Annotated in this window: 18 protein-coding genes; 4 read left to right on the top strand and 14 right to left on the bottom strand. The window is 68.6% G+C overall.

The window, feature by feature from the left end; translation table 11 throughout:
- Nucleotides 1–831: 831 nt before the first annotated feature.
- Both rho and trxA read right to left on the bottom strand, forming a co-directional pair.
- Nucleotides 832–2,091, bottom strand: coding sequence for a transcription termination factor Rho (gene rho, locus ACZ42P_RS11315; protein WP_464897644.1), 1,260 nt, complete (start codon nt 2,089–2,091; stop codon nt 832–834).
- Nucleotides 2,092–2,243: 152 nt separating this feature from the next.
- Complete coding sequence (gene trxA, locus ACZ42P_RS11310; RefSeq protein WP_464897643.1) at nt 2,244–2,570, bottom strand: thioredoxin TrxA; 327 nt, start codon at nt 2,568–2,570, stop codon at nt 2,244–2,246.
- A 201-nt stretch (nt 2,571–2,771) separates the two neighbouring features.
- Here trxA and fdxA point away from each other — a divergent pair, with 201 nt between their 5' ends.
- Genes fdxA through ACZ42P_RS11295 form a run of 3 tightly spaced genes read left to right on the top strand, consistent with a single transcriptional unit; the run spans nt 2,772 to nt 9,050 of the window.
- Nucleotides 2,772–3,095: a ferredoxin FdxA gene (fdxA, locus tag ACZ42P_RS11305; protein ID WP_464897642.1), complete on the top strand. Its 324-nt coding sequence runs from the start codon at nt 2,772–2,774 to the stop codon at nt 3,093–3,095.
- A gap of 22 nt (nt 3,096–3,117) precedes the next feature.
- Complete coding sequence (locus tag ACZ42P_RS11300; protein WP_464897641.1) at nt 3,118–5,829, top strand: PD-(D/E)XK nuclease family protein; 2,712 nt, start codon at nt 3,118–3,120, stop codon at nt 5,827–5,829.
- Nucleotides 5,826–9,050, top strand: coding sequence for a UvrD-helicase domain-containing protein (locus ACZ42P_RS11295; RefSeq protein WP_464897640.1), 3,225 nt, complete (start codon nt 5,826–5,828; stop codon nt 9,048–9,050). The genes ACZ42P_RS11300 and ACZ42P_RS11295 overlap by 4 nt, the downstream gene beginning before the upstream one ends.
- Here ACZ42P_RS11295 and ACZ42P_RS11290 read toward each other — a convergent pair.
- The 3 genes from ACZ42P_RS11290 to ACZ42P_RS11280 are packed head-to-tail and all read right to left on the bottom strand — an operon-like array spanning nt 9,040 to nt 10,611.
- Complete coding sequence (locus ACZ42P_RS11290) at nt 9,040–9,528, bottom strand: Mut7-C RNAse domain-containing protein (protein WP_464897639.1); 489 nt, start codon at nt 9,526–9,528, stop codon at nt 9,040–9,042. The two genes, ACZ42P_RS11295 and ACZ42P_RS11290, sit on opposite strands and share 11 nt — an antisense overlap.
- Before the next feature lie 31 nt (nt 9,529–9,559).
- A complete protein-coding gene (locus tag ACZ42P_RS11285; RefSeq protein ID WP_464897638.1) occupies nt 9,560–9,907 on the bottom strand; it encodes a DUF2069 domain-containing protein in 348 nt (115 codons plus the stop codon).
- Complete coding sequence (locus tag ACZ42P_RS11280) at nt 9,904–10,611, bottom strand: HugZ family pyridoxamine 5'-phosphate oxidase (RefSeq protein ID WP_464897637.1); 708 nt, start codon at nt 10,609–10,611, stop codon at nt 9,904–9,906. Before ACZ42P_RS11280 ends, ACZ42P_RS11285 begins: the two co-directional genes overlap by 4 nt.
- A 129-nt stretch (nt 10,612–10,740) precedes the next feature.
- Here ACZ42P_RS11280 and ACZ42P_RS11275 point away from each other — a divergent pair, with 129 nt between their 5' ends.
- On the top strand, nt 10,741–11,967 hold the full coding sequence (locus tag ACZ42P_RS11275) for a YihY family inner membrane protein (protein ID WP_464897636.1): 1,227 nt from the start codon (nt 10,741–10,743) through the stop codon (nt 11,965–11,967).
- Nucleotides 11,968–11,973: 6 nt separating this feature from the next.
- Here ACZ42P_RS11275 and ACZ42P_RS11270 read toward each other — a convergent pair whose 3' ends face one another.
- The 9 genes from ACZ42P_RS11270 to ACZ42P_RS11230 form a co-directional block, all read right to left on the bottom strand.
- Nucleotides 11,974–13,563, bottom strand: a complete 1,590-nt coding sequence (locus ACZ42P_RS11270) for a hypothetical protein (protein ID WP_464897635.1) — start codon at nt 13,561–13,563, stop codon at nt 11,974–11,976.
- Between the two features lie 102 nt (nt 13,564–13,665).
- Nucleotides 13,666–14,412, bottom strand: a complete 747-nt coding sequence (locus ACZ42P_RS11265) for a metal ABC transporter permease (protein ID WP_464897634.1) — start codon at nt 14,410–14,412, stop codon at nt 13,666–13,668.
- Nucleotides 14,409–15,311, bottom strand: a complete 903-nt coding sequence (locus ACZ42P_RS11260; protein WP_464897633.1) for a metal ABC transporter substrate-binding protein — start codon at nt 15,309–15,311, stop codon at nt 14,409–14,411. The genes ACZ42P_RS11265 and ACZ42P_RS11260 overlap by 4 nt, the downstream gene beginning before the upstream one ends.
- Nucleotides 15,312–15,341: 30 nt before the next feature.
- Nucleotides 15,342–16,676, bottom strand: coding sequence for a hypothetical protein (locus ACZ42P_RS11255; RefSeq protein ID WP_464897632.1), 1,335 nt, complete (start codon nt 16,674–16,676; stop codon nt 15,342–15,344).
- Between the two features lie 69 nt (nt 16,677–16,745).
- On the bottom strand, nt 16,746–17,048 hold the full coding sequence (locus tag ACZ42P_RS11250; protein WP_464897631.1) for a hypothetical protein: 303 nt from the start codon (nt 17,046–17,048) through the stop codon (nt 16,746–16,748).
- A gap of 209 nt (nt 17,049–17,257) precedes the next feature.
- Nucleotides 17,258–18,523: a T6SS immunity protein Tli4 family protein gene (locus ACZ42P_RS11245; protein ID WP_464897630.1), complete on the bottom strand. Its 1,266-nt coding sequence runs from the start codon at nt 18,521–18,523 to the stop codon at nt 17,258–17,260.
- Nucleotides 18,454–19,800 carry an esterase/lipase family protein gene (locus ACZ42P_RS11240; RefSeq protein ID WP_464897629.1) on the bottom strand — a complete coding sequence of 449 codons (1,347 nt, stop codon included), beginning with the start codon at nt 19,798–19,800 and terminating at the stop codon, nt 18,454–18,456. The genes ACZ42P_RS11245 and ACZ42P_RS11240 overlap by 70 nt, the downstream gene beginning before the upstream one ends.
- Nucleotides 19,801–20,652: 852 nt before the next feature.
- Nucleotides 20,653–21,006, bottom strand: a complete 354-nt coding sequence (locus ACZ42P_RS11235; protein ID WP_464897628.1) for a hypothetical protein — start codon at nt 21,004–21,006, stop codon at nt 20,653–20,655.
- On the bottom strand, nt 20,991–22,172 hold the full coding sequence (locus ACZ42P_RS11230) for a class I SAM-dependent rRNA methyltransferase (RefSeq protein WP_464897627.1): 1,182 nt from the start codon (nt 22,170–22,172) through the stop codon (nt 20,991–20,993). The genes ACZ42P_RS11235 and ACZ42P_RS11230 overlap by 16 nt, the downstream gene beginning before the upstream one ends.
- Between the last annotated feature and the right edge of the window lie 11 nt (nt 22,173–22,183).

The raw sequence follows: 22,183 nt of genomic DNA, 5'->3' as shown, positions 1-22,183 counted from the left end.
CAAATGCGTGATTTCCGGACGCGCCCGGGGCGCGCCCTGGCAGGGAAAGCTGGCAATTATGGGGGAAAAGCCGGCCCCGCGCAAGAACCCCGGGGGAATCGGCTGCCTGCCCGCCCGATGGGAAGGGCCCCGCACCAGCGGGGATGCGACCCCGCAGCGGGGCAGGCCTGGAAGCCCCTTCAACCCCGCCGCATGCTGTCGAAGAAATCCTGGTTGTTCTTCGTGGCCCGGATCTTGTCCAGGGGGAATTCCATCGCTGGAAGGTCGCCCCGCGCAGGGCGGAGCAGGGGCCCCGCACCAGCGGGGATGCGACCCCGCAGCGGGGCGGACCTGGAAGCCCCTTCAACCCCGCCGCATGCTGTCGAAGAAATCCTGGTTGTTCTTCGTGGCCCGGATCTTGTCGAGGAGGTATGCCATCGCTGGAAGGTCGCCCCGCGCAGGGCGGAGCAGGGGCCCCGCGCCAGCGGGGATGCGACCCCGCAGCGGGGCGGACCTGGAAGCCCCTTCAACCCCGCCGCATGCTGTCGAAGAAATCCTGGTTGTTCTTCGTGGCCCGGATCTTGTCGAGGAGGTATGCCATCGCTGGAAGGTCGCCCCGCGCAGGGCGGAGCAGGGGCCCCGCGCCAGCGGGGATGCGACCCCGCAGCGGGGCGGACCTGGAAGCCCCTTCAACCCCGCCGCATGCTGTCGAAGAAATCCTGGTTGTTCTTCGTGGCCCGGATCTTGTCGAGGAGGTATGCCATCGCTGGAAGGTCGCCCCGCGCAGGGCGGAGCAGGGGCCCCGCACCAGCGGGGATGCGACCCCGCAGCGGGGCAGGCCTGGAAGCCCCTTCAACCCCGCCGCATGCTGTCGAAGAAATCCTGGTTGTTCTTCGTGGCCCGGATCTTGTCCAGGAGGAATTCCATCGCTTCCAGGTCGTCCATCGGATACAGGAGCTTGCGCAGGATCCAGATCTTCTGGAGCACGTCGGGCTTGATGAGCAATTCCTCGCGCCGGGTGCCGGAGCGGTTGACGTTGATGGCGGGGTAGATGCGTTTCTCCGCCATACGCCGGTCGAGATGGATCTCCAGGTTGCCGGTGCCCTTGAATTCCTCGTAGATCACGTCGTCCATGCGGCTGCCGGTGTCGATGAGGGCGGTGGCGATGATGGTGAGCGACCCCCCTTCCTCGATGTTGCGCGCGGCGCCGAAGAAGCGCTTGGGCTTCTGCAGGGCATTGGCGTCCACGCCACCGGTGAGCACCTTGCCGGAAGCCGGCTGCACCGTGTTGTAGGCGCGCGCCAGGCGCGTGATGGAATCGAGCAGGATCACCACGTCCTTCTTGTGTTCCACCAGCCGCTTGGCCTTCTCGATCACCATTTCCGCCACCTGCACGTGCCGGGTGGCGGGTTCGTCGAAGGTGGAGGCCACCACTTCACCGCGCACCGTGCGCGACATTTCCGTCACTTCCTCGGGCCGTTCGTCGATGAGCAGCACGATCAGCACCACGTCCGGATGGTTGGCGGTGATGGCATGGGCGATGTGCTGGAGCATCACGGTCTTGCCCGTCTTGGGCGGCGCCACCAGGAGCCCGCGCTGCCCCTTGCCGATGGGCGCGATCATGTCGATCACGCGGCAGGTGATGTTTTCCTCCGCCTTGATGTCCCGCTCCAGGGTGAGCATCTCGGTGGGATGCAGCGGCGTGAGGTTCTCGAACAGGATCTTGTTCTTGGCGTTTTCCGGCGGTTCACCGTTGACGGTGTCCACCTTCACCAGGGCGAAATAGCGTTCGCCGTCCTTGGGCGTGCGGATCTCGCCCTGGATGGTGTCGCCGGTGTGCAGGTTGAAGCGGCGGATCTGGCTGGGAGAGACGTAGATGTCGTCGGGACCGGCCAGATAGGAGCTGTCAGGCGAGCGCAGGAAGCCGAAGCCGTCCTGGAGCACCTCCAGGGTCCCTTCGCCGTAGATGCTTTCACCCTTGCGCGCCTGATTCTTGAGCAGGGCGAAGATCAGGTCCTGCTTGCGCATGCGCGCAGCATTCTCGATTTCGTTGGCGACGGCCATCTCCACCAGTTCGGAGACGTGACGCCTTTTGAGGTCGGAAAGATGCATAAACTCGTGGGGCAGAGAACGGTTGAGGAAGGAGTCGAAACGCGGAGTGGACCCGGCGGGCTGCCGACCTGCCGCCGGCGAAGTGGTCGGGCCCCCTTGCTGGGGATTATCGGGGACCCGGCCGGAGAACTTTAGACGGAAAAATAGACGCTTTAGATGTTGCTGTCAATGAAGGCGGTGAGCTGGGACTTGGACAGGGCCCCCACCTTGGTGGCTTCCACGTTGCCGTTCTTGAAGATCATCAGGGTGGGGATGCCACGGATCCCGTATTTGGGCGGCGTGGCCTGGTTCTCGTCGATGTTGAGCTTGGCCACCTTGATCTTGCCGGCGTACTCCTGGGCCACCTCGTCCAGGATGGGGGCGATCATCTTGCACGGCCCACACCAGTCCGCCCAGAAATCCACCAGCACGGGCAGCTCGGACTGCAGCACCTCCTGTTCGAAGGAATCGTCGGTGACGTAGTGAATGTGTTCGCTCATGACATCCTCGCTAGACGAAAAAGCCGCCGGTGCGGCGGTCTGGGTGATGGGCTAATGCGTTGATTTATTGGGGTTGATATTGGACTGGCTGGAGTTATGCTAGCGAAAATCCGGGGCCTTGGGAAGCGGTGCGCCGGTTTTGCTCCGGGGCCGCGCCGAAGCTACAATCGAAGCTCTTGCGCCTGATTCGGGACATCTGCCATGGCCTACGTCGTTTGCGAAGCCTGCATCCGCTGCAAATACACCGACTGTGTGGACGTCTGTCCCGTGGACTGTTTCCACGAGGGTCCCAACTTCCTGGTCATCGACCCGGACGAGTGCATCGACTGCACCCTGTGCGTGGCCGAGTGCCCGGTGGAGGCGATCTATGCGGAAGACGACGTGCCCGAGGATCAGCGCGATTTCATCGCCCTCAATGCCGAGCTCGCCAAGGTCTGGAAGGTGATCACCGAGCGCAAGGATCCCCTGCCGGACGCGGACGAATGGGCGAAGGTGAAGAACAAGCGCGACCAGCTCATCCGCTGAAGCCCCCCGGCGCCCGCCGCGCGTGATCCCGGACGCCCTGGCCTCCCTCACCGAGACCGTTTCCCCCGCCGCCGCCCTGGACCAGGCGGCACGGCGCCTCGTCGAGCTGCACGGCGATGCCCTGCCGGATCTGTCGGGACTCATCGTCCTCCTGCCCAGCCTGCACGCCGCCGCCCCCTTCGCCCGCGCCCTGGCCCGGGCCGCCGGCCGGCCCACCCTGCTGCTCCCCCGCCTCACCACCCTGCCCCAGCTGGCGGCCCAGGTGCCTCTGGAACGGCCGGAGACCCCGGAGCTGGCCCGTCAGGCCCTGCTCTACGGCGCCCTGCGCGAGCGGGGCTGGTTGCGCGAGCAGGACCGCTGGGGCATGGCCCGGGCGCTGACCACCCTGTTCGACGAAATCACCCTGCACCAAGTGGGCCTGCCCTGGGACGAGGCGGATTTTGCCCGGCGCCTGGCGGCCGCCTACGGCGCCCGGGAAGGCGCATCGCTGCGCTTCGAGGCCCGGCTGGTGCACAGTCTTTGGCAGGTACACAACACGGTGTTGGCCGACCGGCCGGATGCCACCACCGCCTATGTCCTGCGGCTGGCCCGCCTCGCCCGCGAGGCCAGCGCGCCCCTCTATGCCGTGGGTGTCAGCCAGCTTGCGCCGGTGGAAGCGGAATGCCTCATCCGCTATGCCGAACGTGCGCCGGTGCGGCTGTTCGTCCCGGCGGTGCTGGATTCCGCCGGGGAGCCCCTCCAGCAGGTATTGGCCGCAGCCTGGTTGGCGGGCGCGGACACGCTGGCGCAACGGGCCCACCGGCTGCGCCGGTGCTTCCCGGCCAGTCCCGTTTCGAAGCGGCTACACCTGCTGGGCGCGCCCAGCCTGGAACAGGCCGCCCAGGCAGCCGAGGCCCAGGTGCGCCGGTGGCTCGCCGAGGGCCGCCAGTCCATTGCCGTCGTGGCCCAGAACCGGCTGGCGGCGCGGCGGCTGCGTGCGCTGCTGGAACGCCGGGAGATCCTGGTGGCGGACGAGACGGGCTGGACACTTTCCACCGCCGCGGCCGCCTCGGTGGTGATGCGCTGGCTGGATCTCCTGGCCAGCGACTTCCATCACCGGGAACTCCTCGACTTCCTCAAGTCGCCCATGGTGTTCGCGGACATTCCGGCACCCCAGCGGCGGGAAGCCGTGTACGAGCTGGAGCGGCTCATCCGCCGCCGCAATCTGGTCTCCCGGCTCGCCCACTACCGGGCGGCGGCGCGGGAGACCGATTCCGCGAGCCTGCCCCTCCTGGAGCGCCTGGAGGCGGCGCGCCGGCCCTGGCCGCGGGAGGCGCAGCCCCTCGCCCACTGGTTCGCCGTCCTCCAGGAGACCCTGGACGGCCTGGGCGTCAGCGAGGCGCTGCGGGCGGATCTCGCAGGCGCCCAGCTTTTTGCCCTGCTCACCACCCTGGCCGAGGATGCACGCGAAACCCCCGGCCGCTTCACCCTGGCCGAATGGCGGCGGCTGCTCGACGCACAGCTGGAAGCGGCGACCTTTCGCGATGCGGGCATCGAAAGTCCGGTCGTGTTCACCCATCTGGCCGCCACCCGGCTGCGCCGTTTCGACGGCGTCATCCTGCTGGGGGCCGGCGCAGAGGAACTGCCGGCCCGCGGCGAGGGCAATGTCTTCTTCAACGAGGCAGTGCGCGCCGAACTTGGGCTGCCCACGAGCAGCGACGTGTTGGAATGGCAGCGCAGGGATCTCGCCGCGCTGCTGTCGGCGGCCGATCGGGTACTCGCCATCTGGCAGAGCGAGGTGGACGGGGAAACCCATCTGCCCAGTCCCTGGCTGGACGTGCTCGCCACCCTGCATGAAATGGCCTGGCAGGATGACCTCGTCCTGCGCGACGGCGCGTCGGCGCCCCCCCTGGCTTCCGGCGCCACACCCTGCCCGGCGCCGCGTCTCGCGCCCGCCCAGGTGCCGGCCCGGATCTCCGCCAGCGGCTACAACAGTCTGCTCGCCTGTCCCTACCAGTATTTCGCCCGACACGTGCTCGGCCTCAACGAGGAGGACGAGGTCACGGTGGAAATGGAGAAGCAGGACTTCGGCGAAGTGGTCCACACCATTTTGGCGCGCTTCCACGCGCGCCATGCCGCCATTACGCGGCTGGGGATGGCCGAGGCCGAACGGATCCTGCGCGGGATCACCGACGAAGTGTTCGCGCCGCTCCTGGCGCAGAACTACATCAACCACGCCTGGAAGCTTGCCTGGGAGGCCGTTCTGCCCGCATACCTTGCCTGGCAGCAGGAACGGGAGCAGGACGGATGGACGGTGGCGGAACAGGAAGCCCCACGCCGCCGCCTGCTCACCCTGGACGATGGAGCCGCCGTGGAACTGGTGGGCACCCTGGACCGGCTGGACCGAGCCGGGGGTCGTGTGGCCGTGCTGGACTACAAGACCGGCCACCCCACCAGGCTGCGCGAACGGCTGCAGGAGCCGGGCGAGGACGTGCAGCTGCCGGTCTATGCCCTGCTGGCAGGTGAACCCGTAGCGCACGCCGCCTATCTCACGCTGGGCAGGGACGGTCCGAAAACGGTGGCCTTCCCCCGGGACATCGGGGAAGAGGCTGCTGCGGTCGAGGCACGGCTCATCGAGCTCGTCCGGGCCCTGCGCGCCGGCGCGCCCCTGCGCGCCCAGGGACGGGAGGAGACCTGCGGTCACTGCGAGATGGCAGGCCTGTGCCGGCGCGCGTTCTGGGCGCCAGTGCCATGAGTGTTCCGGACGCCCTCACCTCCCAGGCGCTGGATCCCACGGCCAGTGTGGTGGTGGAAGCCTGCGCGGGCAGTGGCAAGACCTGGCTTTTGGTCTCGCGCATCCTGCGCCTCCTGCTGGCGGGTGCAAAACCTTCCGAGATTCTCGCCATCACCTTCACCCGCAAGGCCGCACAGGAAATGCAGGCCCGCCTCAACGAGTGGCTGCGCCTGCTGGCCACCCTGCCGGAAGAGAAGGCGCAAGACTTTCTGCTCCAGCGCGGCGTGAGCGCCGATGCCCTGCAAGACCTGCTGCCACGGGCGCGGGGTCTGTTCGAGCAGGTACTCGCCGCGGAACCGGGTCTGACCATCGACACCTTCCACGGCTGGTTTCTCAAGCTGCTGCGCCATGCGCCGCTGGCCTTCGCTGCAGCGGGCAACGTCTCCCTGCTGGAACACACGGCGGCGCTGCGGGAGGAAGCCTGGCAGGCCTTCGCCGACCGTCTGGCCGACGCGCCGGACGGACCGGAAGCCCAGGCCCTTGGCGAGCTGTTCCGGGAATGGGGGCTAAACAACACGCGCCGCGCCCTGGACGATTTCCTGCTAAGGCGCACCGAATGGCAGGCCTACACCCGGGGTTGCGCCGATCCCCTGGCCCATGCCGTAGAGCAGTTGCGGCAGCAGCTGGGCCACGTGCCCGGCCTCGATCCCGTGGCGCAGTTCTTCGCCGCCGGCGGGGAAACGGAAGCCGGCTTCCTGGCGCAGCTGCTGGCGCGAGGTACGGAAAGACAGCGCGGGCTGGCCGCCAACCTGGCGCGCAACGGGCGCGGCGACGAGGAATATTTCGAGGCCATCCGCAAGACCGCTCTCACCGGCGAGGGCAAGCTGCGCGCGGAGTGGGTACGGCTCGCCGAGCGCCATGGGGGCGCCGGCGCCCTCGAACGCTGCCAGGCCCTGGTCGAGCGCCTGCTCGACACCGAGGAAGCCCGGCTGGCAGCCCGCATCCAGCATCTCAACGAGGCGGCCCTGCGCTGCGCGGTGGCCTATCTCGGGCACTACCAGCGTCTCAAGGAAGCGAAGGCCGTCCTGGATTTCGCCGATATCGAGCTGTTTGCCTGGCAGCTGCTGGCCGAAGGCGATCACGCCGAGTATCTGCAATACAAGCTGGATGCCCGCTATCGCCACATCCTGCTGGACGAGTTCCAGGACACCAATCCGGTGCAGTGGCAAATCCTCAGGACCTGGCTTGCGGCGAGCGAAGCCGCGGACCGTCGTCCCACCGTGTTCCTGGTGGGCGATCCCAAGCAGTCCATCTATCGCTTCCGGGGCGCGGAGCCGCGCCTGTTCGATCTGGCCCGGGACTGGCTCAGGCAGCACTACGGCGCGGTGTATCTCACCCAGGACCAGTCGCGGCGCTGCGCCCCGGCGGTGATCGACCTGGTCAACCGCGTGTTCCGGGAGGTGGCCGAGTTTCCCCATTTCCGGCCCCATACGGCCCACGACGCAGACCGGCCCGGCGGCGTGCTCATCCTGCCCCTGGTGCAAGGCGAACAACGCGAAGTCGCGCCCGCCACCAGGCTGCGCAATCCCCTGGAGGAAGCCCCGCCCCAAGACGAGCGCGCCCAGGCCCGGGAAGCGCGCCAGCTTGCGGCCACCCTGCGGGAACTGGTGGGCCGGCTGCCGGTGCGCGATGAACAGGGCGAGCGGCCCGCCCGCTTCGGCGACATCATGGTGCTCACCCGGACGCGGACGCCCCTCATCCACTTCGAGCAGGCTTTCAAGGCCGCCGGCATTCCGTACCTGACCGCGCGCCAGGGCGGGCTGCTGGAGACCCTGGAAGCCGCGGATCTCGGTGCCCTGCTGGAATTCCTGGTGCTGCCCTTTGCCGACCTGCGTCTGGCCCAGGTTCTGAAAAGCCCCCTGTTCGGCGCCGACGACGCGGATCTGCTCCAACTGGCGGGCCGTCCCGAGCGCACCTGGTGGCAGCGGCTCACCGCACTGGTGGCGGCGGGGGAGGCGTCGCCGGCGCTCACGCGCGCCGCAGAGCTCTTGGATCGCTGGCGCGCCCTCACCGACCGGCTGCCGGTGCACGACCTGCTCGACCGCATCTATTTCGAGGGCGACATCCACGCCCGCTACGCCGCGGCCGTGCCGGCAACGCAACAGGCGGGCGTGCATGCCAATCTGAACGCCTTCCTGGAACTCGCCCTGAAGGTGCAGGGCGGCCGCTATCCTTCCCTGCCCCGCTTCCTGCAGGAGCTGGCCGCGCTGCGCGACGCGGGTGAGGAGGCGCCGGACGAGGGCGCGGTGGACGCCGGCGGCGATGCGGTGCGCATCCACACCATCCACGGGGCCAAGGGACTGGAGGCCCCCATCGTCTGTCTCATCGATGCCCAGCACAAGCCCAATGCCAACGACAGCTACCGGGTGCTGGTGCATTGGCCGCCGGGAGCCGACGCGCCGGTGCATTTCTCCTTCTACACCCGTCAGGACGAACGGGGCCGGGCGCGCCTTGGGCTTCTGGAGGAAGAGGCGGCGCTGGCACGCACCGAGGAATTCAACCTGCTCTACGTGGCGCTCACACGGGCCAAGCAATACCTGATCGTGAGCGCCTCCGGCAGTGAGCAGAGGGAAAGCGGTTATGGCCGCATCGTCGCGGCCGGCTGCGACCATCCCCTGAATCTTGCCCAGCTGCCGCCCCCTGTGCAGACAAGCCTGACCCCCGCGGCCGCGCCGGTCACCACGTCCCCACCTTCCCCCACACCCGTGGGCAGGCGAGTGGCCGAGGTTCACACGCCCGCCATCCGGCGGGGCATCGCCCTGCACCGCATGCTGGAAGTGCTCACCACACCGGGCGCACCGCCCCCGCGCGAGCGCCTGCGGCGGGAACTGGGACTGGCTTCGGCGGATTTCGATGCCCTCTGGCAGGAGGCCGAGGCATTGGTGACCGCCCCGCAGCTTGCCCGCTTCTTCGATGCCAGCCGGTTTCGCCGCGCCCTCAACGAAGTGCCCTGCGTGAACCTGGACGGCGAGCTGCGCCGCATCGACCGCCTGGTGGAATTCGACGACGAGGTGTGGATCCTCGACTACAAGATGGGAGAACAGGCGCAGGAGCCGCCGCCTGCCGCCTACCGCGCCCAGCTCGCCGCCTACCGCGCGGCGGTCGCTCCCCTGTATCCCCGACGGCGCGTGCGCAGCGCGCTGGTTTACGCCGACGGCAGGCTGGTGGAAGTCAGCGGCTGAGGGCGGCGTCCTGCCAGGCCGTGAGGGTGGCGTGCATGCGCCGGTGATGGGAGCCGGCCCAATAGAGGCGGCCGCAGGCAGGGCAGGCCGCAAACCCGGAAGCCTCCGCCTGCACCCGCGCCGGCAGCCGGCTCACGGCATGGGGTGAGGCTGGGGTGAGCAGCGCATTGTCCAGCAGGCAGCGGCTGAAGGGCCGGGCCAGCCAGTCGAGCGCCAGGGTTTCGGCAAGCCGCGCCGCCTGGACGGCCACCGGACCATGTTCCAGCACGATCACCCGGCCGCGCCCCGCCCGGTGGTCGGCAATCTGCCGGTCCAGGGTGATGAGCCAGCGGTCTTCGAGCACCGCCCGCCGCACCAGCGCGTCGTCCGGTGCATCCGGCGCGGCCAGCGCGGTGTCATAGCCCGCGGCACGCAGCCAGCGCGCAAGCCGCGCCAGCATCACGTCGCACAGGAAACGGGGCAGGCTTGGTTCTTCCATGCAGCGTGAGACATGAGGCCACCCGCCGGGTTCAGCCCGGGCTGCGCGCGCTCAGTCGGGCATAGGCAGTGGCGCTGAACAGGAAGGCCAGGGACAGTGCCACTTCCGCGAGAGCGAAGTACGAGGCCGGCGGGCCATCGGACCAGGCGCGCACCACGCCCTCCGTGAAATAGAGCAGGATCAGCATGGCCGACCACTGATAGGTGTAGCGCCTGCCGCGCAGAATGCCGAACAGGGGCAAAAGCAGCGGGATCACCTTGAGCACGAGGAAGGAGCCGCCGGGACGCAGCGGCGCCCAGAGGAGCTCCCACCCCAGGCAGAGGAAGATGAGGGCCGTCAGACTGACGATGGCGCCGTAATGGGCGACGGCCAGCCTCACGCTGCACCCCGCCCGCCCTGGGCCAGCCTGACCAGGGCGTCGCGCACACCCTTCGCATCCCACACCGGCTCGGCAAAGTCGATGCGCAGGAGGCGCCCGTCCACGCGCAGATCGAAACCATCGCAGTCTATGCCCACCATGGCGACCTCGCCCGGCCGTGCCACCCCCGCCCCCCGGGCATAGACGGCCAGGGCATCGCGGTGTTCCTGGTTCATGTGCGTGAGGATCTCGTCCTCCACCTCGCCAAGGCGGCTGCCCAGGGCGAGATAGTCGCCCGCGGTCACCCAGACCGCCGCGCCAAAGCCCGGGATGCTGCGCAGCCGCACCGGCTCGATGCGCCAGAAGGCGAAATCCAGGGACAGGTAATCCGCCGCGTGGGGCAGGTAGCGCAGATAGCGCGCCCGGCAGGCGGCAATCTCCCCGTCGGGCACCAGCCGGGCCTCGCCCACGCAGGTGAAGCGCGGCGCGGCCAGCACGTTGGTTTCAATGGCCCCGGCCGCCGCGAGACTGAGCCGTGGCTGATAATGCAGGTTGCGGGTGTGCTCGGCCAGGGCGCTGATGAGCATCACCGGCCGCCCCTGGTGGTCGGCCACGAATTCCACGAAGGAGGCATAGGGGAAGCCGGGCATGTCGTGGGACTGGGTGGCGATCACGCCGGCATGGCAGCGGCGCACGAGCCGCCGTGCGCGTTCTGCTGGATTCATGTTTCCTCCACTGTCTCGGGAGCAATGTCTCTGGAGCTGTGTCTCCCTGGGCGTGACGATTATCCCGTATTTCGCTGCCGCCGGCGGCAACCTTGACGCTCGCGAAGGGCGGGTGCTACCGTCCGCCCCATGTTTCCCCGCCCCGCCCTGTGGCGCGCGCTCAGGCGCAGCCCGGCCTTTGTGCGCTTCGTCTCCCGGCGCTTCCTCGAAGACCGTTGCCCCCAGACTGCGGCGGCGCTCGCCTACACCACACTCCTGTCCCTCGTGCCCCTGATCACGGTGGCGCTGGCGGTGCTGGCGGCCTTCCCGGTGTTCGGGGATCTGATGACCGAACTCAAGATCTTCCTGCTCACCCACATGGTGCCGGAGATCGCAGGCAAGATCATCACCGTTTACATGGTGCAGTTCTCGGAGAAGGCGGCGCGCCTCACCCTGGTGGGCATCGCCTTTCTGGTGCTCACGGCCCTGATGCTCATGCAAACCATCGAGGAAGCCTTCAACGCCATCTGGCGCGTGCGCCAGACGCGACCCCTCGGACAGCGCATCGTCACCTACTGGGCCGTGCTCACCGTCGGGCCTCTGCTTTTGGGCGCCAGCCTGTCCATCACCTCCTACCTGATGACCCTCTCGCTGGGTTATGCCCGACACATCCCGCTGGTGGGCGTGCACCTGCTGCGGCCGGTGCCCCTGCTGCTCGTGTCCCTTGCCTTCGCGCTGCTCTACCTGCTGGTGCCCAACCGCCGGGTGTCGTTCCGCCACGCTCTGGTGGGCGGGCTCACGGCGGGGCTCGCCTTCGAACTCATGAAGAAGGGCTTCGCCTGGTATGTGACCAGCTTTCCCACTTTCCGGCTGGTGTACGGCGCCTTCGCGGCGCTGCCCATCTTTCTGCTCTGGATCTATCTCTCGTGGCTGGTGGTGCTGGGCGGTGCGGTGATCACGGCTGCCCTGCCCGCCTGGGTCGCGGGCGCCGGCGCGCGAACGCACCGGCCCGGCTCGAATTTCGTCGCCGCGCTGGAATTGCTGCTTGCGCTGGCGGCAGCCCAGGAACGGGGCGAGACACCGTCACTGAATGCGCTGCAACGTGGTTTGCCGACCGATGCCGCGGAGACGGAAGCCCTCCTCGAGACCCTGGGCGCGGCAGGCTTCGTCGCCCAAACCGAGCAGGGTGGCTGGCTGCTGGCCCGTGCCCCGACGCACATCGTGCTGCGGCAGGTGTACCGGCTGTTCCTCTGGGATGACCAGGCCGCCGCGAGCCGCCATCCGGGCATCGCGCATTTTCTGGAGGCCCTGGCCCAAAGTGGCGAAGCGGTCCTTAACACCACCCTGGCCGATCTCGCCGGCGGCGCGGGTGCCTGAACCAGTTCAGGCAAACAGGAAAATCTCGAAGCTGTCGGTCTGCTCCAGCAGCTGGCCGGCGCGCACGATGCGGGTGCCCTCGGCGCCGCGCAGTTCCAGCTCGCGCTGGGGGTGGAAGGTGCCGCGCGCGGCCAGCAGCCGCTCCGGCTGTCTCAGGCTGGGTACGGCGGGCAACAGCAGCCCCGGCTGATAGGGAGCATCCGCCGCGGTGATGGTGGGACGCACGGCCACGGCAAGCGCCCGCGGCGCGATGAACTGGGCGCCCACATGGAGGCGCTCGGCGCTCTCGGCCTGGATCCAGCGCACGGCGGCGATGCCCCACTCGCCGTGGGCGGTGCGCAGGCCGATCACATCGCCCACCCGGATGCGGCTCACGTTCTCCGGCGCGTTCACCAGGGCAACACCGCCCGCGCTTTCATTGACCACGTGCCAGGTGGCGCAGTTGTAAGTGGCATGCTGGCCGGTGCGGTCGCCCGCCCGGGCAAGCTGCACCGTGATTTCCATTTCCTCGTGCTGCTCCGGCGCCGCCTCCGCGAGCAGATCGCCCGCGCCCGCCAGCGTGTGGTAGAGCGCCGACAGCCCTGTGCAAATGTAGGCATCCTGATCCGCCGCGAGGCGCTGGAAGACCCGCCGCGGCCCGAGCCCCCACTGGGGCAGCAGGCGTTTCAACAGGGCGCGCGCAGCGGGATCGGCGGCTTCCGGCAGACCGGCATCCGCAGCCGGCGTGCCCGCCTCCACCGCCTGCAGCTGCTCGTGCAGCTGACGCACGAAGGGCAGCGTGTTGAGAAGGATGTCGCTGCGGGCATCGGTGGCGCCGCTGTGATGGGCCAGGGGCCGGGGGGGTCGGTCCTCGTCCAGCCGCACCAGGAACAGGCCATGGGGGGCTTCGGCCGGTGCCAGGGCCTGCAGCAGGGCGCGCCCCGCGTTGCGTGTGAGATACATGCGCACCACCCTGAGCTGGCCCTGCAACAGGCGGTAGGGATCGGCCAGCGCGGTGAGCAGGATGCGCTTGTAGGTTTCGTTGACGCTGCCGCCACCTTCCTCCGCCGGCAGGGGAGTCTCGTGATGCTGTTCCCGGGCCGCGTACCAGTACACCTGGTGCAGCTCGGCCCACAGTCCCGCCGGCGTGGGAGCATAGGTCTCGTAGCAGATGTCGAGCAGGTCCCCCAGGCCCTCGAGAATGCGCTGGGCCGCCAGGGGCGCGAGTTTCTGGCCCCCCAGCACGAAGCGCCGCTGGGCGAGTTCCATCAGCGCGAGTTTGTAGCCGTTGGAAAGCTCGGTGAGCAGTTCCCGGGCGAGCTGCGCCGCCTGTTTGGGGCGCCCGTTCAGGGGCAGGGGCCGCCCCTCGTATTCCTGGCGCAGGGCGGGCAGCAGGGCGTGGATGGTCTGGCGATACTGGCCGAGGAAGCGCAGCCGCGCCTCTTCCGAAAGACGCACGCCGCGGCTCGCCACCAGGGCATCCGCCAGCTTGCGCGCCGCCTCGAAGCCATTGGCCAGGGGCAGGGCCTCCAGCCATTCCTTCACCTGCCGGGGACGGGTCTCCAGGACGACACCCGAGCTCCCGGCAACCGGTGGAATGGACAGCTTGAGGCTCATGCAGCGTGCTCCCCGCCCGTGGCAGTGGATGGATCGCGGGGATTGTGACACAGCGGCGAAGCGCACGGCAATCGCGCCATGCCGCCGGGATGGGAGCCGGACTCAGCGCCGGGGGCGCAGGCCAAGCGCCAGGGCGCACAGGGCCAGCGCCCAGACGATCACCGCGCCCGCGGGCAGATCCCACAGGGCCGAGGCGACCAGTCCCAGGGCGTAGCCCGCCGCACCGCAGGCCAGCCCCAGGGGCACGGCGGTTGCCTTCGGCAGGCGGCGCACCGCCAGCGCCGGAATGATGAGGCTGGCGAACACCAGATACACACCCACCATCTGCACCGAGGCCGTCACGGCGCAGGCAAACACGCCGTAAAAGAGGAAACGCGCGCGACTGGCGCGACCCAGGTAGAGCACGGCAACGAGCACCCCCGTGACCGCCGCCAGCGCCGCCACCTGGGGCCAGCCCACCCACAGGATCTGGCCCGCCAGCATGTCCTGCAGGTGTTCCCCGGCATGGGGATTGTGGGCGACGAGGAGAATGCCCGCGCTCGCCGCCAGCACGAACAGCACGCCGATCAGCGCCTCCTGCACCTCGGGCCAGCGTCGTTCCGCATGGGTGAGCGCGAAGCTGCCCAGAAGCGCCGCACCCACCGCCACACCCTGCATGGCCAGCCCGTGGGGTTCCCAGCCGGCCAGCTCCGCGCCCAGCACCCCCAGGGCCGCAAGCTGGGCCACGGCCAGGTCGATGAACACGATGCCCCGGGCGAGCACCTGCAGGCCCAGGGGCACGTGGGTGGCGAGCACCAGGCAACCGGCCACGAAGGCCGGCGCGAGCAGCGTCCACTCGAGCCCGCTCATCGCTGGCCCTGGGCCGCCAGCAGGCGGTTGAGAATGGCATCGAACAGTCCCGTGAGGTCGCCTGCCTCGGGCGTGCCCCCCACGGTGGCCGGCAAGGCCACAGCGGGAATGCCCGCGCGTTCGGCCAGCCACTGGGAGGCGCGCGCGTCCTGATAGCTGGCGCGCAGCACCATGCGTGCGGGCTGCCGCTTCAGGTCCTCCAGGACCGCCGCGAGGTGGGCGGCGGAAGGCTCGATGCCGGGCTTGGGTTCCAGCACCGCCACCTCTTTCAGGCCCAGCCAGTGGAAGAGGTAAGTGAACACCTTGTGGTGCACCGCCACCGGCATGCCCCGCAGGGAGGCACCCTGCTGTTCCCAGCGGGCGATGGCCGCCTGCCAGCGGCTTCTGAAATCCGCCAGCCGGGCCTGATAGTGGGCGCGGTTCGCCTCATCCAGTTCGCCCATGCGCGCGGCCAGCGCCTCCGCCACCCGCAACAGGTTGCGGGGATCGAGCTGGATGTGGGGATTGCCCCGGGGATGGACATCGCCCTCGGCACGATCCAGGCGGGCCGGCACCTCCAGCAGGGGCACGAAGGCGGCGGCCTCGAAGTAGCCGGGCCGGCCCGGCTGGACGTTGGGGTTGGCCGCCTGCCGCAGCACCATGGGCAGCCACCCCACTTCCAGGTCGGCGCCCGTGCACACCACCAGATCGGCAGTGCGGGCGCGGGCAATCAGGCTCGGACGGGCCTGGATGCGGTGGGGATCCTGCAGCGCCGTGGTCGCCTCGTAGGTGCTCACCCGATCACCGCCGAGTTCCCGCGCCAGGGCGGCCCACTCGGGCTCGCAGGCGAAGACGTTGAGTGCCGCGTGGACAGGCCAGGCCAGCGACAAAATGCAGAATGCAAACAGTCTCTTCAGCATGATCCATCTCCGTTGAGGGCAGGCCCCGGCTCAGAAGGCATGGGCCCCGTGCGCTCCCAGGGAGATCACGTATTGCAGGAAGATCTGGTTGTCCGTGGCATCGCGCCGTGCCGCATCGCGCGCGAACTGCAGCCGGAAGCGGCTGTATTCCGACGGGCTGTAATCCACCATGACGCTGGTGCGGTGGGGGTCGTAGGGCGCGAGGATGGGCAGCTGGCCGCTGTTGGCGCCGGCATCCACGGTGCCGGCATTCAGCCGGTCATACCGCACTCCCACACGCCAGCGGGGCATGAACTGATACACCCCCTGGGCATACCAGCCGGACTGGACACTGCGAAAGGCGTCCGTGAGCGCCGCGCCATCCACGTCGTAGGTGAAGCTGCCCTGCTCGCGGCTGCGGTAGTACTCGGTCTGGAACTTGAAATTCCGGTAGGCAGGGTTGCCCCCGGGCGCCCATTTCCAGACCAGACTGGCGAGCCGAAGATTGGAGCGGCCGTCGAAAGCGTTGCTGACCGAGTTGCCCGAAACATCCTCGGCCTCGAAACGGCGGTCGCGGGGCCTGGTGTGCAGATAGGAAAGACCCGCGAGCCAGGAATGACTCGTCCCGAGGTCGCCCCCGGCGCGCAATCCCAGGGACCATGCACCCACACCGTTCTTGTTGCGTTCCGCACCCGGGAAGTTGTGGCCGCGCCCCAACTCCGCAGCGAGTTCCAAAAAGGTCTCGGTGGGCGCCAGCCACTTAAGCTGCACCCCGTCCTGGGCATACTGGCCGCCCAGGAAGGCCTGCTGCGCCAGGGGCGCATCCACGAAGTCCCAGGCATGGGGGTGCTGCTCGTTGATGTAGCCGATCCCAGAATAGAACCGCCCCGCCTTGAGGGTGAGACCCTGGGGCAGGGCCAGGGTCTGCAGGTAGGCGTTCTCCACGGCCACCGAATTGTCCAGGGCTGCGGCCAGCATGAATTCCCCGCGCAGATAGGGATCGATGTTGGCCGCGAGCATCAGCTCGGATTCACCCAGACTGAAGCTGCGCGGAGGGGGGCCCACCTCGCCTCCGCTGGGCACGAACCCATCCAGGCGCCAGCTCGCCGGATCCTGCTTGAGGTTGGCATAGGTGCCAGACAGGATCAGGGAAATGGCCGGATTGAAGGCCGTGGCGGTGTTGACGGGTGCCGGTTGGGCCGGCGCGGCCGCTCGACTCTGTTCGGCTTGGGCGAGCCTGGCCTCCAGGGCGGCGATGCGGGCCTCGTACTGAGCGCGCAGTGCTTCGATTTCCGCACGCAGGGCGGCGATGTCGGCATCCACCGCCCAGGCGAATGCCGGCAGGGCGGCCAGCAGGCCGCCTGCAATGCAGTGACGCAGGAACATGATGACTCCTCGCAAAACGAAGTTCACATGGATGGCCGGGCGCGGGCCCGGACACCGACTGGGAATACTTCAGGCGAGGCGGGGCGGCGCGCGGGAACGGGTGGCGGTGAAGAAACGTGGCGAAAAGCTGCGCGCCGGCGCAGACAGGGCCGGCAGCGCGGGCGCAGCAGGCGCGACCTGCGGGGGCTGGGAAGCAAGTCCCGCACCCAGGGGCGCATGGGCCACGCACTGCTCGCAGGCCGGGGAATGGGGAAGCTGCTTTTCCGCCGGGGCGCGGCTGGCGGTCAAATGCCCCAGCGCATGGACGAGCGCACCCTGCTGCGCGAACAGCAGCGCGAAGCTCAGCAGCCAGGCAAACCAGCCACGACCCACGGAACCTCCCCCGGGAAAGCTCGCCATGCTAGCAGCGCCGTGTTGCAGCGACAAGACACTGTATTCGTCCAGTACCTTATCCGGCAGCCCCCCAAATCTTGTGCCCCATGTGCGGAATCCGCATCGCGCGCCTTCCTCCGCAAAGGAGTGACAAAGGGTTCTGCACTTATGCCGATAGCGGCTGCAGATGCCCCATGCCTGGCACCGGTTCAGCCTTGCGGGGGATCATCGCCGTAGTCCACCAGCTGCCAGGTGACCTCGACGGGGGTGTCTTCCGTGCCGCCCAAAAGCCCCCTGAGCCCTGGCGCGGGGCGGCTGGCCAGGCCATAGGGCATGGGGGCGCCGCGGGGGATGAAGCGGCGGCGGGGGGTGAGACTGACGTCTTCGTTCAGGCACTGCCACAGGCCGCTTTCGGGGCAGAGGGCGCGGCTGGTGACCCGGGTGCCCAGGGGCAGGCGCGGCGGCGGGGTGGCGGCCGCGCCCTTGCCGGGCCCCGTGGGCCGCAGGCGGATGGAATTGACGATGGCGTCGAACAGGCGGATGGCCTGCTCGTCGGTGAGGGAGGGGGGGACATAACGCTCGCCCGTCTCGCGTCCGTCGCCGGTCATAAATTCCAGGCTGATCGAAGGACGCAACACCGAGCGGGGTTCCCCGCCCGCTTCCCAGACGAAATGGTGGATCGCATAGCCTTTGCCGCTGGGCAGCGCGTCGAGCACCTCCTGCCCGGCAATGGGTCCCACGTTCCGTTCTCCCTTGCGCAACACGCGCAGCTGCAACGCGACCTGGGCGAGGAAATCGGGGAAAGGCCTGCTGATGCGGGTTAGCAGCGGTTCGCTGAGTTTGTCGCGGTTGGTAAGGGTTTCCACCGAGATCAGCACATCCGGCCAGCGGGGGATGCGGAAGCTGATGCCTGCCCGCTCGTAGTGGAACTCATCGCCGGCATCGGCGATGAAGCCCTCCTCGAGGCAGAAGCCCGGCTCGGTGGGGATTTCCTCCGGCAGGCGGTAGCGCAGCTTGGGGAGGAGTTTGGTTTCCAGAGCCTGGAGCACCGAGTCGATTCCGCTGGCGCTGACGCCATTTACCGCGGTCGAATACAACATACCCTTGTCCAGGCGGTAGCCCTCGAAGCCGAAACTGCGCAATGTGATGAGTTGGCTCGTGAGTTTGAAGAGCCTGGCCTGCGGAAAAAGCCGCCGCGTCTCGACCAGAGCAAAATCGTCCTCCGGCTTCCTTTTGCGTAACAGCGCCTCCCGCTCGGCCATGCGCTGCTCGAACAGGGCGGGGCCACCGCCCAGCCGCTCGCTTCGGATCTCTCCGAACATGTACTCGTAGCTTTGGCCGCTCACCACGGCCTCCTGGGGCACGTCGATGAGAAAGCGCCCAAAACAGACGGTGCGCATGCCGGTCATGTCATCAGCGCCCCAGGCGAGGGGGCCGAGGAGGCAGAGGACGAGCCAGCAGAGCCATCGGGACATGGGAAGCGCTCCTTCTTCGATTGGGGCAGTTCAGTCACGGGTGTGGCCTGCGCCACCAGGCGGGCGATGCAGTAGCAGACGTTGTCCCACACCTCGGGATGGCGGTAGCTCGAGGCATGCTCCACGCCCTGCAGGCGGAAGCTGGCCCTGAGGCCGGCCCGTTCCACCTGGGCCCCCGAGGGCTCGGGCACCGTGCCATCGCCGGGGCCGTCCTTGGCCCCCAGCCGGAAGGGCACGGTGTCCTCGCCCAGGGCCACCTCGCAGCGTCCCAGCCCGTCCCAGTCCGTGGCCCGGGCCTGGCGGAGCCGCTCGCCCGCTTCCGGGCCGAGTTTCACGGGGCCGTCCTCGAAGCGGGATGTGGCCTCCCAGCAGACCGTGTGGAAGGTGGGCAGACAGGGATCCACCCCGAAATAGGCATAGGTCTGGGGGTGGAAATAGAGGCCGAGGGTGTCGTGGAATTTGCGTGCTTCCCGCAGCGCAATTAGATATGCGTGGAAGGGGGGGAGGCTTTTGTCAAGCAACTTGGCCGGATCGATGAGGGTTTCGTCCACCATGCCCCACCAGACGTCCTGCACCCGCTTGGCGTAGATCTCGCTGTAGGGGTCGGTTTCGGGCAGGCTCAGGAGGGTGTGGGTGCCCGCCTTCACCCGGAGCCAGCCCGGGGGATAGTCCCGGGTGGGCAGAAGCTCCAGGGCGCCGGGGGAGTGGGCCAGCACGCAGGTGGTGTCCGCCGCACTCCAGCCCAGCACCACGGCCGTGAGCTTGCCCACGAGGTCGAACAGGCCATTGCTTTCCGTGCCCGCCCGGAAGCGGCGGTAGGTCACGGGCGCCCCCAGCGCGGGCAGCACCCCGTGCACCACCCCCAGGATGCGCTCGGGGGCCTGCTGGGCGGCGCGCCGCGCCACCAGCCCGCCCATGGAGTGGGTCACCAGGATCACCCGGCCTTCCGGGATGAAGAAGTCGCTTGCCTGGTAGTGCGTCAGGATGGCCTCGATGCGTTCGAGCAGGCGCCGGGCGGAGCGCTCGTTGCTTTCCATCCAGTTGTAGCCGCAGGCCCAGACGGGGTAGTAGTAGTCGTCCAGGCGCTGGAAGGCCGCCGGGCTCAGGGGGGGGGCCTCGCCCCGGGCGCCCCAGCGGCGGCGGGTGTCCTCATCGAGCCGCTGGGCCCGCTGCCAGACGGCAAGCGGCGTGGCGGTGGGGCGGCCGCAGTCTTCGTACTGGTCGTTGAGGGCGCGTTCCAGGGTGAGCAGAAAGGGGCCGTAGGACTCCCAGTGCACCTCCCCCCCAGCCGCGCCGGCGGGCTTCCCGGGTGTCCAGGTTGTAGCAGTCGCGGGGGATCGAGACAAAGCCGCCGTCGTCCACTTCGACCCGGCTGGGGTGGAGTTGGAGCTGCCGGGCCTCCGGTTTTTGTTTTAACCGCATGCGTACTTCGCCCAAGCTTTCCCATAACCCGTTGGGCGGCCGCCAGGCAGGGACGGTTTTACCGGTTATCCGCTTCAACGACCGCAAATTACTCCCCATGATGCCCGGCACGAACACGATGGGGATGACGTGGCGGGGTGGGGCGACACACAGGGCCCGCTGGCAAAAGTCCTCCGGGCTCAAGGTGGAGTGGAATTGCGGATTGCCCCGCTCATCGAAGCACAGCGCCACACGCCGGGTGGCTAAGGGGTTGACCGTTCCCATGCAGCTTCCTGGCTATGCAGAAAGCATACAGTATCCATGACGAAGACATAGCTCGCAAGAGGGCAGACCACTGGGTTGCCACGGGCCCGTGTTTGCGGGGGCGCACGAGTGGCGCCGCTTTCCGGGGACGGCGAGCAGTCCACACGCTTGCGCAACAGGGTGGGGGAAGTAATCCGGCAAGAGGCGCCTTCGCGACGTTCAGGCGTAACGCCGTGCCTGCCAGTCGAGGCGCTCGCGCACGATGGCCTGATAAGCAGCCGCCTGCAGCGATAAGCCCGGTTACAGCTATTCACACGCCCGGCGCGGCACGCAAGGCGAACCGCCGGCTGTGATCGAGGAAAGGGCTGGCAAAGTCCGCAAGCAGAAGGACAGATCCATGGGCGCCTCGTTCGAGGCGGCCGTTGTCTATAACTGCGGGTTATGCTGGAAGCAGGTCTGGGATGTCATCCGTCGCGCGGAGTGACCGAGGCGCGGGCGTTGGCGGGATTCAGGACAAGATCGAGCTCGCAGTACTCCGGCTGGGGTTCCACGGGGGTGGGATCGTCGGCGCAACTGCAGCCGGCGACGACGCCCGCGTAGAACACGCCCACCCGCAACCGCACGGACGGGCCCACCTGCTCGACGTGAATCACACGCACCCGGTGGGGTTCCGGTGCCAGATGACTGGTGCCGGAGAGGGCCTCCTGCAAGGGCAGTTCGTGGGGCGGCAGGGCCTCCAGCTCGCTTTTCAGCACAGCGGCGAAATCGTCACGGCCCCAGGCACGGGCGGACAGCGGAAGGCTCAGCTCACGCGGCATAGCAGTCCCTTGAGATAGGCACTCTCGGGAAAGGACAGCCCCACGGGATGATCGGGTCCCTGATGGAGACGGGCGACGATGTTTGCTTCCACACCTGCGTCGAGCGCGGCACCTGCGACGATTTTCTGGAACAGGTCTTCGGACACGCCACCCGAACAGGAGAAGGTCGCGAGCCAGCCACCGGGTTCCAGCAGCCGGAAGGCCAGCCAGTTGATGTCCTTGTAGCCACGCGCGGCCTTCGCCGCCTGGGCCGCGGTGGGGGCGAACTTGGGCGGGTCCAGCACGATGAGACCGAAGCGCCGTCCTGCATCGCGGTACTCGCGCAAAAGGCGGAACACGTCACCTTCCACCCATTCCGCACGCGTGGCATCCAGGCCATTGAGGGCGAGCTGGCGCCGGCCCCAGGCGAGAGCTTCGGCGGAACTGTCGATGGAGATGACGTGGGCCGCCCCCTGCGCCAGGGCATGCAGGGTGAAGCCGCCGGTGTAGCAGAAACAGTTGAGCACACGCCGCCCCCGCGCCAGCCGCGCCACGGCCTGGCGGTTGAGACGCTGGTCGAGGTAAAAACCGGTCTTGTGGCCGCGGCGCACGTCCACCAGGAAGCGCACGCCGTACTCCCGGATCTCGATCGCGTCCGGCGGTTCGTCGCCGCGCAATACGCCCACCCGCGCAGCCAGTCCTTCCAGGGTGCGCACCTCGGCATCGGAGCGCTCGAACACGCGCGCCACACCGGGCAGGCCCATGAGGGCATCGGCAATGTCCTCCCGCCAGCACTCCGCACCGGCGGTGGAGAGCTGGAGCACCACCGTGTCACCATAGCGGTCGGCGATCACGCCCGGCAGGCCGTCGGACTCGCCATGGATCAGGCGGCAGCAGGCGGGATCCAGATCCGGGTGATCCCGCGCTGCGACCGCCGCCGCGACACGCCGGTGGAAGAAGGCCGCATCCACCCGTTCCGCCGCGTCCCAGCTCCACACCCGCGCGCTGATCTGCGATCTGCCGTTGTAGGCCGCCCAGGCCAGGAACGTGCCCTGGGCATCCACCACGGCCACCGTATCACCGGCCTGGGGAGAACCCTCCACCCGTGCCACGGCGCCGGAAAAGATCCATGGATGGCGCCGGCGCAGGGACTTGTCGCGGCCCGGTTTGAGGATGAGTTTGGCCATGGCCGGCACCG

The organism is Thiobacter subterraneus, assembly GCF_055379455.1.
Note: the sequence above shows the minus strand (reverse complement) of the source record. Positions and strands in the feature narration are given on the sequence as shown.